The following is a 15,419-nucleotide window of genomic DNA, read 5'->3' as shown; positions in this document are numbered from 1 at the left end:
CTCGCTGAGGATGCAGTTCGACCATGCTCACTGCACGTGAAAGCTCCACTGAGGCTGTTGCTGCCAATACGCGGGCGAGACCGGATTTCTTTCTCAATGTTCATCAGCCCGCAGCGTCATCGCACACCGGATGTCATATGGCATCTTTGCGCCTTTGTGTGAGTCTTCTACGAATGCGCGGTCATTTGGACCATACTGCTGGAGCGCTGCGGCAGGACGCCGGGCCGCTGCGGGTGAAAGCCCTCGCTGAGGATGTGGTTCGACCCTGCTCAGTGCACGCGGTTCGACTGCGCTCACCGCAAGTGGAAGCCCCGCTGAGGCTGCTGATGCCGATGCGTAGATGCGTCCACGCCTGCTGGTATGCGTTGACCGTTGCGCCTTGCGAACCGAACGCGCGAACGTCTTGTCTGACTGAACGCGATAGGGTATGAGATGGGAGCATGGCTATGACATTCCACTTCTGCATTGCGGATAACGATCTCCCTGTCGAACACGCGCAGGATGCCGTAGCCGCTACAGGCGACAGTTCCCTGTCGCAGAGGACATTCCGTACCGGTGCGCACAGATGGCGTTTTGGCGTTGTCATGGGTGTTATTCTCCTGACTCTGCTGATCGTCCCGCCGCCGACGGCTCGCGCCGATGCGCCCGGCACACGCGGTGATCCGTTCCAGCCGCAGGGTTCGACCCGTCAGACAGGCGCTGCACCCGCCGATAGTCTGCTGTGGCAGGAGGTGCAACCTCTGGCGCCGTCGGGTATGCCTCTGGATGCGCCGGCGCCGCGAATCGCGCTCGACTCTGGTCCGACTGGCGGCTGGCTGTCGCGCAACCTTAACCCCGGCAACTGGGTTCTCGATGCCGGGATGGGCGTTGTGGCGGGGGTCATTGCCTCCTTCGGCGAGACAGCGCAGCGCACGGCGGCAGTGCTTCTCAATGCGCGCGCGTCTGAGCAATCCTGGACGATCATTCCTTCAAGCTGCGGCGACAACGCCGCAACCAACTTCGTCTTCTGCACGCCGCCTGCCCTCACCTACAATCATCCGGCGATGACATCGATCTGGAGCGTCATGCGCGCCGTGGCGCAACTGCTGGTCACGCTCCTGTTCGTTGTGCGAATGAGCCGTTTGCTGGCGGAAGGTCAACCAAGCCTGGCAGCCGAAGGGAAAGGATTGCTGCTGACCTTCATCGGCGTTTCGTTGTTCATCAATTCGACGCAGGCAACGCTTGCCCTCATCATCGATCTCTTCAATGCCATCAGCGATGCGCTTCTCTCACGAGCTGCGTTCGAGATGCCGACGCCGGTGGGACCCGACTTGAATATCGGTGCGCTGCTGATGTACGCCCTGTTCTGGTTGGTGATGGTGTGGTTGATCATCAAAAGCGCGTTTCGCGTGGTGCGTGTCATGGTGCTGGTTGGTCTTGCGCCGATTGCAGGCGCGCTTTTGATGGATCGCGCAACGTCACCGCGCTTCTATGGCTGGCTCAATCGTCTTTTCGATCTCCTGATCGAGCAGGTGGCGCTGGCAGCGACGATGATCGTCGCAGTGGCGCTGGTGTCGCCATTGAGAGGCGGTGTGGTCGAGGCATTTACCGGGTATGTTCTTGGGCTGCTCACATTGCTGGTGACGGTGCTCGGGTCGGAGAAGTTGACCGGCATGGCGCAATCGGTGACGCAGGGCATGCCGCTGGCGACGCGGTTGCAGAACTACCTCTGGCGCAGAAGCGGAGTTGTTCCGAAGGCGGAGAAGGCGGCAACGTGGACGGTGAAACGGGTCGCGTCCGCTGCTGGCGATTCTTTCATGCGTCTCGGCGTTGATCGTCGCTTTGACCGGACGGCGCGCGAGGTTGTCCGACCGGGCGCGGATGCCGCGAGTGGCCATTCCGCCGCTGCGCCACGGACCGTCGATGGGCGCATGCCATTTCAGATGCCCACCGCCGATAGCCGCAGCCGGCGCAGGTACGACCGCCTGAAAGCACAGATGCTCGCCGGTGATCAACCCGACCTGGCGCGGCGCGACATCGCAGCAATCCATGCGCGCGGCATGCGCGCTCAGGCTGATGAGATCAGGAAGCGTATCGGTTTCGGAACTCCGCAGCAGGAAGTGCTGGCAAAGCGGCAGACCGCCGCCGATCTGGAACGGCGCGCCGATCAGCACGAAGCGTTTGCGCAAGGACGGTTGCGTCCGCGTCCATCGCCGTGGAATGCCGGGCAACGCCAGCGGCGCCGGGAAGTTGCGCGTGATGCCCTGCTCGAAGCGCAGGCTGAGCACCGGATCGAACGCGAAGACACACTCGCTGCGATCCAGCGCGACGAACGCGAGTTACGCAGCGCCGCTCCCGAACAACGCGCCGCAATTATGGCGCGCATCCAGGAACGGCAGGCGCGTGTGACGGAACTAACCCCCACAGCGGGCATGACCGTCGCCGCAGCCACCCGCGCGCGCGCGGCGGCGCTCATGCGGCAGCGCCTGGCGGCGGAAGGGCTTGCCACGCCGCCGCGCGCGCGCCAGCCGTGGGAGATGAGACCACCATCAGCGCCGCCACATCACTCTGTCACTCCTCCGGTCGAGCGTTCCGCTTCAGGGGCGGGTCATCTCTCAACACCGCCGCCCGCTCACCGCCGAACGTGGGAAATGGTAAAACCATCGTCGCCGTCCTGTTCCGTGATTGTCACCGGGCATCGCACGCCGGACATCAGCCCTTCGGCGCCATTTCCGCATCCGCAGGTTTTGCCGACGCACCGCGCATCCGATGAACAGGAGCGCCGCCGATGAGCGAGAGCGAACATCAGTCTATCTCTCCATCACCGGCGCGTGATGTCGCCCACGGCGCTGCGCGCATGGCAGCGCGCCACATGGCAAAGCGCGCGCTTGCAGCCGGCAGTCATGCGGCGCTGAAGATCGGCGCCGTGGCGGGTGGCAAGGTCATGCTCATCGTGGCGCTGGTCGTTCTGGCAATTGTCCTGATCTGCGGCCTGGCGCTGACGATTGCAGGCGCGCTCGGCATGATCTTTCAACACACGGCGCTCCCCTGGCCCGTAGCGCCGGACGTGCAACCCGACGGAACCTACCGCGCAGGCGGGTGGGCGATCTCCAGTCGCTTCGGATGGCGTCTCCACCCGATCACCGGTCAGCCCGAGTTCCACGACGGCATCGACATTGTCAGCCCGACCGGCGCCTGTCCCTTCGCGCATCGCTGTGTGATTCCTGCCATGATTGATGGCATGGTCACATATGTTGGGTGGGACTCGAACGGCGGACGTCAGCCGGATCGGGAAGGCGGCGGGCAGATCGTTGTCGTCGAGAGCAGTCGCGGCGCGTACCAGACGATCTATGCCCACCTGGAACCGTACCGCCTGCATGTGCAACTCCAGGGGCGAATTATCGATGAGTACGGACGCTACGACGATTATGCCGACTATCAACCGATCGGCGCCGGCGAACTCATTCCCGATGTTGCCGACGGCGCGATTGCCATTGCGTGCCGGGGTGACATGCCCACGTTCGCGCCAGTCCGCAGCGGTGCGACGATCACCTTCCTCTACGACCGCCCTGCCGATTGTCAGACCACGGTGACGTGGGGTGCGCGCGGGGATGGCTGGCGCGGCTGGATTGCCGACGATCCGCCGGCGAATGCACGCGGGCAGGCGACGCTACGCTGGCAGACGCCGATCAACGGCTTGCGCGGTCAGCGCCGCGCCGGTGATGTGGCGTTGCGCTTCCGTGCCCACCTCGTGCCGCCGCCGCCGCCACCGACTCCAACCCCGACGCTGGTTGCGCCAACGCCAGGAGTGCATGCGCACGTTAGCGAACCGCCCATTCTGGTGATGCAATCAGCCGCAGGAAACCACGCCAGTCAGCCCCCCGCATGCCAGCCGACGAGCGATGGCGGGCGCTGTGTGTGGCGGCTGGCGGATATTCCGGTTGTGTCACGTGAGAATGCCTTCTGGAGTAATGGGTATGGAGCAGGAAGCCTGAAACGCGCGCCTCGCACGATGTCCTTCGCCGTCGAGCCTGGCGTTTCGCCCTCTCCAACACCGACGTCACAACCGCAAACCGCTTCATTTCTGTCCGCGAGCATGAGCACGGTTGGGTCCTACCAATTGCCCGTTGGCGGGCGTCGTCAGGTCGCATTGACCGGAACGAGCAGCGACTGGCCCCTGACCGTCGAAGTCGATGCTGGTGAGCGCCTGACGGTGCTGGACGTGACATACGTCTCTGGTGGTGCGCGATGCTCATCGACAGTCCGCAGCGTGCGCTGTGACATAGATGGACCGTATGCGTTCGCTGTCGGATTCGTGGTGGAAGTGCGCGCCGACGCGCCGATGAACAGTGTCCAGACCGTGCATGGAACGGTTCGATCGCCGGTGCGCCAGACAACCGCAACCGTCAATCTTCTCATCGATTCATATGCCGTCACTCCCGGACCATGGCCCCCGCCCACACCGTTTCCGACAGCGACACCGGCGCCGTACCCGCCGCCGGCGATTGCCACGACGCCACCCCTTCCGCCAGAAATCATTTTCCCGGAGGTGACGCCGATTGCCGAACCTCCGCCAGGACCGGGGCAAGGACCGGGTCAGACGCCGTTGGCGTGTCGGTCACAGGCGCTCGTGCCACTGCCGGGGGTTGTCAATGCCGCAGGCGGCACGACGAATATGGCACTGGCGGAAGATGCTGCGCGCAGTTTTGCCGCTGTGCGTGCCGAGATCATCGCGGCGACCGGGCAGGATCCGCTGGCGCGTCTGGCAGATGCGCTGCGTTCGCCGGAGTTCCGCTCCGATAAGCCGGGCGTTGCGCTGATGTCGTGGCATATGACGGGGCGGGCGATTGATGTGGATACCGGCTTTCCCTGGCGGCGGCTGCGCGATGGCCGGATGTGGCGGCTGTACCTCGATGTAACCGACATAACGGCCATCTTTGAGCGTCATGGCTGGAATCGTATTCCTGATCGCACCGATTCACAGGAGTGGTGGCACTATGAGTATCACCCGAACGGCATCAGTTGGGCCAGCGCCATGCGCGAAGTCTGGCCCCTCCAGCGGTTGCAGTCGGCATTTCCGCAGATCAACTGGATCAGCGTCGGTTGTCAGTCAGCGCTGCCGGACGGCAGCACGCCGCTGCCCGGCGATATGGACGAACGCTGTGTGGCGGGCGCCCCCGCGTTTACGCAGGCTGTCGAAGCATTGCCCGGCTGTGGTCCGCCGGTGCGCCTGGGGGAGCGCGTGTATCAACTCGAGTCGCCATTGGGGTTTGTCGGACTGACCGGGCAGACGACCGGCGCACACCTGCACCTCGGGATACGGCAGCGCGGGTATGCGGGCGACTTCCCGATGATCAACATCTGCACACCCGCGTGGTTGCAGGGCATGCAGCCTCTACCCGGCACGAATTGCTGGACGGATATGGTCGATCCGCTGGCATTCCTGCCACTGGCGCCGCCGGGCAACATCGCCGGATTGCCGGAAGGCGCCCCCTACCAATTGCCGCCGCCAGATTACCCCGGGTCGCTCTACCGTGATCCGCGCCCGGGCGAACCGCCAACGGGACAGTACTGGTCGCCCGACGCCGATGGCGGCAGGTATGGCGGCGGCAAATCCGGGCGATCAACGTCGAGGTGACCGCCACGGGGCAAGCTGTGCCTGTATCGAACATTCTTACTGCAATCTGAAAGGAGACGGCACAATGGAATCCATCATTTCGATCATCGGCCTTGCGGTTTCGTCCATCCCCGCCGACCTGCTCGGTCTCTTCGCCGATCCGCCGAAGTTCGACGGATTGTTCAAGGCGCTGTTCGACTGGCTGAAGAACATCATCACCGTCGCCGGGGGCTTCTTCCTGCTCATCGATATGGCAAAGCACATCTTCTCATCACCACGCGACCTGCGCAGCGCAGGCATCGATCTGGCAGTGTTCGTCATTTTGCTGGTTGTCGCCAATCAGTCGTCGAGCATTGTCGCGTGGGCGATGGGGTTGACCGGATAACCCGAAGAGGAGGAGATGCGTGAACGATTATCTGAGCGCGGTCGTGCCGCGCCGATTGCGGGTGCGTGCATCGGTGCAGATCGCTGGGATGCGCCTGCCGGCGCGTTCGTTCCTGATGATCGTCGGGATGCTGGCAGTCGGAGGGATTGCCATCTCACTCGGCGCCACTATCGAACGCACCATTTGGGTGAGCGGCGGGTTGATCTTCGTCGGTCTGGCGCTGCTCGAAGGGCGTATGTGGGGACGCTCATTGCGCGACGCGGCAGGCATCGTCTGGCGGCACCTGAGCCGGACGAAGCGGCTGCGCGCCACCCAACTTCAGGCGATTCTTCCGCAGGAGGAGTCGTTGATGCTGGCGCCGTCGCTGCAACGACCGCGCTGGCAACGCAGGGAGGGTTCCGGTGAGTGACAACGAACTGTGTGTCGCCATTCCACAGCGCATCGTGCGCGGCGCAATCCTGCGATCTGATGGACGCGCCGTAGGACTGGTCGGCGGCGGTGCGCCTGCGTGGGATCTGCGATCCTACGAAAGCCGGGCACACCTCGCAGAGACCTACCACCGCATCTTACTGGCGCAGGAAGCCCCCGTGGATGTGTACGTCGTCGATGGACCGCCGGACCTGGAGTGGGAGATGGCCGAACTTCGCTCTCGCAGCGATCAGGCGGATCACCCCACACTGGCGGCCATTCTCGACGAGACAGCGGAGTATCTGGAGGCATGTTCTGGCGCCGCCGTCAGCCGCAGCCGGCAGACCATTTGGGCAGTCGCCGGCAGCGAACCGTCGGCGCTGCCGGTCAGCGCCAGAAACTGGCTGTCGGGATCGCTCCGAATCTCGAATGGCGCCGTTCCGACACCGCGCGACACATCGTTGTTAGCAGAGGCGGTGGCACGAGCGCGCCGTCTAGCGGAGGCGCTGGCATCGCTGGGCGGTTCACCACCGCCGCGTCTGCTCGAAGCCGAAGAGATTGCCCGGTTCTGGTTTCGCCTGATCGATCCGGTGCGCGCATTGCGCTACCCATTGCAGGGCGCGTTGCTCGAACGAATTCGCCTGGTGGTTCATACGAGTCAATGAAAGAGAGGGCATATGTCACTTCGGGACGCGCTCTCCCGCCCGATCATCGATCCGGTGCGCCGCCGCACAACCGATGCCGCATTCTTGTCGGGCGCCACAACGCTGACAACCCTGCTGGCGCCTGATGGGATCGACCGGCGCTGGAGTCATATGGTTCAGGTGGGCGATTCGTTCATCACGACGCTGGAGGTGCGCGCATTTCCGCCGGTGCTTGCGCTGGCGTGGCTCAACCATGCAGGGTTGGGGTTGGATGGGGTGGGCATCACCGTTCATCAGCGCCTGGTTCCCATTCCCGACGCACTTGCCCGTCGCTGGCTGGCGCGCAGCGAAGATGCGGCGCTTGGCACGCTGGCCGGTGACGCGCAGGCAGGCACGCACTTCGATGCAGAGGCGCAACAGGGAGTGGAGGCGGCGGCGGCGCTGCGCCACGACCTGACGGCAGGCACGGATCGTCTGTTCCAGGTGGCGATCACTATCACGGTTGCTGCGGCAACTCCTGAAGAACTGGCAGCGCGTGTTGACCGGATACGGCAGGCGGCGGCGCAGCAAGGCATTCTACTCGGTACGATGCAGTTTCAGCAGTGGGAAGGGTATCTCGACTCGCTGCCGCTGGGACGAACCCCTGCCGGATTGATGCACGATGCCAGCGGGCGCGCCGCTGCGATGGGCATGCCCACGGCTTCGCCAGGGCTGACACGGCGCGGCGGGTTGCCAATTGTCTGGGGCGAACACCCGCGCAGCGGCGCGCCCGTCGTCTATGACCGCTGGCAGGCGACCAACCCGCATATGCTCATTGTTGCTGAGTCGGGGAGTGGCAAAACGTACACCATGGGCGGGTTGCTGGCGCAGGAACTGGCGCTTGGCGAGGACGCGCTGCTCATTCTCGATCCGAAGCGACAGGAGTACCGCGCGTTGACGACGGCGCTTGGCGGCGCCTACATTTCGCTTTCGAGTCGCGCCGGGTATCACATTAATCCGCTGGAATTGCCGCCGCTTGCGCCCGAACGCGCACGCGCCGTTGCGGCGCTCGAAGAAGACCTGCTCGCGCAGCGGATCAGCATTGTCAAGGCATTGATCTCCCGTGAGTTGAAGGCGCAGGGCACCCACGTCGATGCAACCGGCGCCGCTGCGATTCAGGATGCCATTGCCGCAGCCTACGCCGCACGCGGCATCAGCAGCGATCCGCACACATTTATCCAACCGATGCCTACGTTCAGTGACGTGCAGCAGCATCTTGCGGAGATCGCCCCCGACCTGGCGCGCGCCATGACGTTGTTTACGCGCGGCATCATCGGCGACCTTTTCAACCATCCGTCGAATGTGCCGACCGACAACCCGTTGCTGGCGATCGATCTCTGGACATTGCTCCAGAGCAACGACGACATGCTTGCGCGTCTGCTGCCGGTGATCGTGATGGATTTCTTCGTCACCACGGCGATCAATCGTCCGACCGGGCGACGCAGCCATCTGGTGCTCGATGAGGCGCATGCGCTGCTTCACTCGGAAGTGGGCGCGCGCACATTGCAGATGATCTTCCGTATCGGGCGGAGTCTTCAGTTTAAGGCCACTGTCATCACTCAGAGTCTCGACGATCTGGACGAGAGTGAACAAACGCGCATATTGCTGGAAAATGCGCGCACCAAACTGATTCTGGGGCTGAACCAGGACTCAGATGCGGTCAACCGGGCGGCTGCCATTCTGCGGCTGAATGATCAGGAAGCGGCATACCTGGCGACGTGCCGGATCGAGCGTGGCATCGGCGCAACCGCATTGCTGCTGGCAGATGGCGAACGCACGCCGTTGTTCATTCCACAATGGCCCGACACAATCCATCGGATTGTGACCGGCGCAGGGAGCGACCGATGATTGTTGCAGGGTATCGTATCAATCTGGACGCGCTGCTGGCGCGTGCTGTCTATCGCTGGCACTGGAAGATTGCGCTCACCGTGCTGGCTGTCGGGATACTGACCGGTATTGCGAGCGGCGCCATCCCTCCCTTCTGGCGCGGGCGCGCCGAACTGCGGGTACAGGCTGCGGAGGCGGCGCATATCACCGTCGATGGACGCCCCTGGTATGGCGAGATCTATGCAGGCGCGCACATTGTCGCGGCGACTCTGCCGGATGGACGGCGTTCCTGGGTTCATCTGACGCTGCAAGCGGGGGAAACGGTCTCGCTCAGTCTCCCGCCCGGTCTCCCGCCGCCACGTGTGCGTCAGATGCCATCCGCTGCTCCGGGAATGCGCATTGCATCAATCTGGCGCGCCGGCGACTCGTGGCGCGTGCAGAGTGTCGTTCCGCTTCCTTCAGATGCCGAAGCGAAAGATCTCGATGAGAACGCTCTGGCAACGCAAACCATCGCCTTCGGCGCGTCGGGAGTCGAGCGGTTGACCACGATCGATGCCTATCGCGGGCGAGCCGATGTGCTGACGGTCGATGGAGTACGCTACGAAGCGGTATATGAACCGGCTCAACCGGGCAGCCGTTCGGAGAGCCGGATTGTGGTGCGCGGCTGGGAATATATGACTGCCACCGTTGTCGGGGATGTGTCGCTCGTGCGGTTCGCACCGAATGGTCGGGCGCTGCTGCTGGCGGAACGCACTGTCGCGGGTGAACACATCCAGTATCTCACGCCGGATGCGCCGCCGGTCGCAGTTGTCGCGCTGCCTGGCAAGATTACGGGCGTCGCCTGGCGCCCGTCGGGTGATGCAGCGCTGATCGCCAGTCGTGATGGAGAACGACGCGCGCTGACTCTGGCGCGCCTGCGCCCGACGCCGGTTGCAGCAGTCGTTGCCGAGCCTGCCGTGGATGGATTGCCGCCATACGCCTGGAGCAGCGATGAGGTCGTATGGATTGCGCCGGACGATGCGGGACGATCGCAGGTATGGCGCGCCAGCCTCGATACGCTGCTTCCTGAACGCCGGATACCGCTCGATGCGCGGGCGATGACGTGGCTGACGGATGGGACGCTTCGCATTGTCATGCTTCAGGATGGTCAGGTTGTCATCGGTCGGCTGGACGGCGATCGGTTCATCGGTGAAGCCACGCTTGCGGATGTGCCGGGGCGTGCCGACCTGACCGGCGAGTGGTACGACGATGAATTGCTCCTGCGTAGTGGCGACGAGGCCTGGTTGATTACTTTTGTGGAAGGAAGGATGGATGAGCGTACCACGAATTGAAGCGTTGCTGGTCAGCCTGATTGTGCTGATTGCTGCTGCGGTCGCGCTGGCGACAGCATACGCTCCCCCCATTCCCCGACAGTCGCAGGCGGGAATGGTCCAGGAAGCGCCGCGCGAGACAAGAGCAGCGCCAACCGTCACTCCCGGACGGCAGTCCGGTGACGTACTTCCAGACAATGCGGCATCTATCATTGTGGATGTTGGTGGGCAATGGATTGTTTGGGTGGAGACGAATGGACTGATTGCCACGTTCTCCCTGAGCAGCGTTGCGTTCCTGATGCTGGCGATTGTTGCAGTGCGGCGCCGGCGACACAACGTGGGGGCGCTTCGCTGTGGGCATCCAGCCACGGATGTCACTGGCATCGAGGCGTCCCCTTTCAGGGACAGGTTTGTTGGATGGGCGTGGGTGGTGTGCGCATTGGAACGCCCTGGTCTCCTTCATCCTCCCCGCCCCCCGCTCCCTCGCAGGGAGAAGGGGGAGTTGGAGCGCCCTGATGCCTCAAACGGGCAATTCAACGAGACGGCTTACCGGGAAAAATCGACCCTTGTGAGCGCTGCGCCTCCCTGTGGGCAACCTGAAGGCCAGCATCCTGTACCTGCGCAGAAATGGAGCGTGCCCCTCCAACAATGGAGCACAGTGGCACGAAGGCATGCGCAGGTCTGGACCGGCGCCCTCCGACGTATGGCAACGCTTCAAGGTATAGGGCGGAGAATGCAACGCTGGAAAGATGTGCTTTTGCGGTTCGGCAGACCGGCTTTGTTCCTGGGAAATCCCATCCCAGAGAACCAGAGAGATGAGGCGGAAAAAGCGCCGGAATGCGGCAACCACGACGCACCTCCGAATGATGCCCCATCGACAGGTGGAGAAGAAGGGCAACCTGATGTTCTGGCAACAGTCGATCATCTTGTGGCGTCAGAGCAATCCGTTACACAACCCGAACCCAACACAATCAAAGACTATCAATCCCGCATGACCGACAGCGCCGCAGCAGCGGTTGCAGCCATTCTGGACGTTTATGAACAGCAGAGGCTGGCACGAAGCATGGTCACATTTGCTGAAGCCGGCATTGAACGCCAGCGAGCGCAGGTGCGTTTGACTGTTGCTGCCCACCCTGATGAGTTCGAGACGCTGGCAACACTGCCGGAACAGATCGAAACCCGTCTGACCGGTTCAAAAGCGCAGTGGCAACGCACCACACCCACCCATCCGACGCTGGCGGCCACGCTGCATAGTCCTGTTCCCGCGATGCACAGCAGTCACCTGCTCCTGCCGGTGGCGCGGCGTCAGTGGGATTCACGTCTGCCCGCCTTCCACCGTGGCGCCTCAGCGGTATCGTTCCTGCCGCTGCACACCTGGCGACACGTCGGATTCTACGGCGGCAAAGCCATCGAGAGCGCAAGTTCTGCGCTCATCGACCTGTTGTATGCCGAAGCGCCCGATACGCTGGCGGTGACTATCATCGACCAGGGGCAGGTCAGTGCGCTCTGCAAGGAGACGCCGCACCTGGTTGCGTTGCCAGGCGCAGCAGCAGAGTCGCTGATGGCGCTTGGACGGGCTGTGCGTTCCTTTCCACGGGCTGGCGCGGCGATGCGTGCACTGTTGATCGTTCTTGTGGAACCTGACGCACTGCTCCGCCGGGCGCACAGTGATCTCGTTGCCCGTCTGCTGCGCCACCCCGATGCGCCCGTCTACTCTGTGCTGGCGCAGACCCGTATGCCGGATGCCTCACAGCGACAACACACACTCTTCCCTGCCGTTATCACGGGTGGCGGATACGGGCGATCACACGGCGCAGGCGACTCGCCTCCGGCGGGAATGGTGCGCATTCTTGCGTCGCATGTTCGCCTCGAACGACAATGCCACGTCTACGACGCAGCGCATCTGGCAGCGCTGAGCGCATTGCTGCGCGTGAGTTCTATTGCGCCGCTTTCGCCGACGGTATGGGAGGCGATAGGTACATCTTGACAATCCGACAAAGATAGTGCTACACTTCACATACTTCATGCACGTCAGCGCTTCCCATATCAGCGCACATATGGTGAGCGAACGGTTCAGGCGCGGAGGTCTCTGTGGATCGAATGGAAGGACCCCCTGATGTTGTTGTCCGGCGGCTGCCGTTGTACGCTCGCAGTCTGCGCTATCTCCTTCAGGAAGGCATCGAGTCTGTCTCCTCACAGGAACTTGGCGACCGCATCAATGTCACTGCTGCACAGATCCGCAAAGATCTCTCCTACTTTGGTGAGTTTGGCAAACAAGGCATCGGCTACGATGTTCGCAAACTGCTCCAGCAGATCGAGGATATCCTTGGTCTGACGCAAGAATGGCCTGTGGCGCTGATCGGCATCGGGCATCTCGGTGAAGCCATTGCCCGGTACGAAGGCTTCCGTCAGCAGGGCATCCGCATCGCCGGGCTGTTCGACAGCAACCCGGCAAAGATCGGCAAGGTCATCGATGGCATGACCACCCAGAGTTTTGAAGAGGCGGAGCGGGTCATCCGGGAGCAGGGCATCCGTCTGGCAATCATTGCAGTTCCAGCGCGCAGTGCGCAGGAAGTGGCGGACCGTCTGGTGATGGCGGGCGTGCGCGCTATTCTGAGTTATGCGCCTACCGTGCTTCAGGTTCCCGAGGGCGTCTGGGTGCGCTATATCGATCCAGTTGCCATCCTTCATAGCATGACCTACTATCTCGCGCGCGATATTGCGGGCGTGCGTCATAACAACCCCGAAACGTAGCGTTGAGCAGGCAAAAAAGCCTTCGCCCGCTCAGCTGCACTCCATGCGGCGATTGTTCGGATAGGCGCTCAGGCGCACAACAAAACGCCAGGCGAAATGATATTCGCAGCAGTGGCGGGAAGACCGGAGTCGCTGGCAGATCGAAAACGCTCGATGACTATGGCGTTGCCTGGCAGCGCGCAACAGTGGCATGCGAACCTGTGGTCGCTGCATGCGACGCCGGAATGCGCGGCGTGTAGATGCCTGGGATCTAAGCGGGAATAGATCCTCTTGACGACTGATCCCGAACGTGGTACAAACGGGCTGTCACAGGTCATTGCACGCATGTCGAACATGTGTATAGAATGTCTACACGTGTTTATTCTCGGTGAACGCTCTTCATGACCAGCCTGACCTTCTACGAATTCTTTGCCGGCGGCGGCCTGGCACGGATTGGACTGGGGCCGCAGTGGACCTGCCTGTTCGCCAATGACATCGACGCAAAAAAAGCGGACGTGTATCGGCGCAGCTTCTCCGGTGCGCCGGAGCTGGTTGTTGAGGACATTCATCGCATCACGACCGATATGCTTCCGGGTCGCGCATTGCTGGCGTGGGCGTCTTTCCCCTGTCAGGATCTGTCGCTTGCGGGGAAGGGGGGCGGGCTTCGCGCCGAACGCAGCGGTACCTTCTGGCCATTCTGGAATCTGGTGACCACGCTCGACCGGGAAGGGCGACCGGCGCCGATCATTGCCATTGAAAATGTTGTTGGTTTGCTCACCTCGAATCGAGGACGCGATTTTCAGGAACTGGCCTCGGTTATTGCTGCATAGGGATACCGCCTGGGAGCAATGGTCATCGACGCCGTGCATTTCGTCCCTCAATCGCGACCACGGCTCTTCATTGTTGCAGTGAAGGACGATGTGACGATACCGGCGATGGTGATCTCGCCCACGCCGCACGCAACGTGGCATCCGGCAGCGGTCGTTCGCGCCTTCCGTCATCTCGCGCCATTGGCGCAAGATGCGTGGATCTGGTGGAGTCTCCCTTTGCCGAAACAGGCGCCACGCTGTCTTCACGATGTGATCGATCCTGAGCCGACCGGTGTTTCCTGGCATCGCCCCGAAGAAACGCAACGCCTCCTGTCGCTCATGTCTCCGCTTAATCTCGCCAAGGTGCGTCACGCGCAGTTGACCGGTCGTCTCCACATTGGTACGATCTACAAGCGAACGCGCGTTCAGGATGGGGTCAAGCGCCAGCGCGCAGAAGTGCGGTTCGATGGCGTGAGCGGTTGCCTGCGAACGCCGGCTGGCGGTTCGAGCCGGCAGACGATTCTGGTGGTCGAAGGGGATGTCGTTCGCTCACGGCTGCTTTCGGCGCGCGAAGCGGCGCGGTTGATGGGATTACCCGACAGGTACTGGTTGCCTGAACGTTACAATGATGGGTATCACGTCATGGGCGATGCGGTTGTCGTGCCGGTCGTTGCGTGGCTGGAAGAGCATATCCTTCGCCCGATTGCAACATCTCTCGTGCAGACTGAGGAGTGCGTATGTCAGCCCGTGAGCCGGTCATTCTCTGTGAGTTATCCGAAGAGACAAAGAGGCTCATCAACGATTACGCCGAAGCGCTGAAAGCGCATGCGCCTCGGATCGGAGACCATGGAATGAATGATGATGAATTCTGGCAATCCGGTCTCTTTATGCTTGTACCTCTTCCCCAGAACCATTCCCGATGCGCGTAACAACCCCAAACCGCTTTGCTGGAAGATTGATGAAGTTAAGTTCTTGAAAATACTCTACGACGTATTCAAGTGCGATGATCAGGATGTCGTCGAAATCGGCATCGAGGCGCAAATGTCAGGTCTTGATGTTGAGCGACGAACGATCTGGAAGCGAAATGGTACAATAGTCACCGAGTCAAAGTGGACGACGCTCAAGCGAGCGCGATAAAGCCATGCCGGTGTCTTCCAACCCGAAGAGCGCAGCCGCATTATGGCGAAGGTTCGCGGCGAAAATACCTCGCCGGAACGCCTTGTGCGCTCGCTGGTTCACAAGCTGGGGTATCGGTTTCGGCTCCATCGCAAGGATTTGCCCGGAAAGCCTGATATTGTTTTGCCGCGCCACAAGAAGGTCATTTTCGTTCACGGCTGCTTCTGGCATCAGCATGAAGGGTGTCCCCACGCTGCGCGACCGACGAGTAATATCGAGTACTGGAACCGGAAACTTGATCGCAATATGGTCCGTGACCGTGAGAACCTGCACAAACTGGAATATCTCGGCTGGAATGTGCTGATCGTCTGGGAATGCGAAACGCGCGATCACGAAAAATTGCTCGAGAAATTGACAGGGTTTCTTGCATCCTGATTGTGGGGCGGGTGTGAGACCCGCCCCTCCGCGCCGCGTCTGTACGGGCGGGTGTGAGACCCGCCCCTCCGTGACCCGCCCCTCCGTGACCTGCCCCTCCGCGACCCGTTTGTACGG

Annotated in this window: 9 protein-coding genes and 2 pseudogenes; all 11 read left to right on the top strand. The window is 62.2% G+C overall.

What is annotated here, in order from left to right; genetic code table 11:
- Positions 1-440: 440 nt before the first annotated feature.
- Positions 441-2,771, top strand: a complete 2,331-nt coding sequence (locus tag AC3EA7_RS07450) for a hypothetical protein (RefSeq protein ID WP_488613405.1) — start codon at positions 441-443, stop codon at positions 2,769-2,771.
- Entirely contained in the window at positions 2,768-5,617 is a 2,850-nt protein-coding gene (locus AC3EA7_RS07445; protein ID WP_488613404.1) for a peptidase M23, read from the top strand. The genes AC3EA7_RS07450 and AC3EA7_RS07445 overlap by 4 nt, the downstream gene beginning before the upstream one ends.
- Positions 5,618-5,681: 64 nt before the next feature.
- Entirely contained in the window at positions 5,682-5,981 is a 300-nt protein-coding gene (locus AC3EA7_RS07440) for a hypothetical protein (RefSeq protein ID WP_488613403.1), read from the top strand.
- A 19-nt stretch (positions 5,982-6,000) separates the two neighbouring features.
- The gene (locus AC3EA7_RS07435; protein WP_488613402.1) at positions 6,001-6,390 is read left to right on the top strand and encodes a hypothetical protein; all 390 of its coding nucleotides are present in this window, start codon (positions 6,001-6,003) and stop codon (positions 6,388-6,390) included.
- Positions 6,383-7,054, top strand: coding sequence for a hypothetical protein (locus AC3EA7_RS07430; protein WP_488613401.1), 672 nt, complete (start codon positions 6,383-6,385; stop codon positions 7,052-7,054). The genes AC3EA7_RS07435 and AC3EA7_RS07430 overlap by 8 nt, the downstream gene beginning before the upstream one ends.
- Positions 7,055-7,066: 12 nt before the next feature.
- A complete protein-coding gene (locus tag AC3EA7_RS07425; protein ID WP_488613400.1) occupies positions 7,067-8,920 on the top strand; it encodes a VirB4 family type IV secretion system protein in 1,854 nt (617 codons plus the stop codon).
- Positions 8,917-10,230 (top strand): hypothetical protein, encoded by a 1,314-nt coding sequence (locus AC3EA7_RS07420; RefSeq protein ID WP_488613399.1) that lies wholly within the window; start codon positions 8,917-8,919, stop codon positions 10,228-10,230. Before AC3EA7_RS07425 ends, AC3EA7_RS07420 begins: the two co-directional genes overlap by 4 nt.
- Entirely contained in the window at positions 10,211-12,196 is a 1,986-nt protein-coding gene (locus tag AC3EA7_RS07415) for a hypothetical protein (protein WP_488613398.1), read from the top strand. The genes AC3EA7_RS07420 and AC3EA7_RS07415 overlap by 20 nt, the downstream gene beginning before the upstream one ends.
- Before the next feature lie 113 nt (positions 12,197-12,309).
- Positions 12,310-12,963: a redox-sensing transcriptional repressor Rex gene (locus AC3EA7_RS07410; RefSeq protein WP_488613432.1), complete on the top strand. Its 654-nt coding sequence runs from the start codon at positions 12,310-12,312 to the stop codon at positions 12,961-12,963.
- A gap of 380 nt (positions 12,964-13,343) precedes the next feature.
- Positions 13,344-14,570, top strand: a pseudogene (locus AC3EA7_RS07405) (DNA cytosine methyltransferase).
- A 342-nt stretch (positions 14,571-14,912) separates the two neighbouring features.
- Positions 14,913-15,302: pseudogene (locus AC3EA7_RS07400) on the top strand (very short patch repair endonuclease); the annotation flags it as partial.
- Positions 15,303-15,419 lie beyond the last annotated feature (117 nt).

Source organism: Roseiflexus sp., from assembly GCF_057785375.1.
This window is presented reverse-complemented; position numbering and strand designations above follow the sequence as displayed.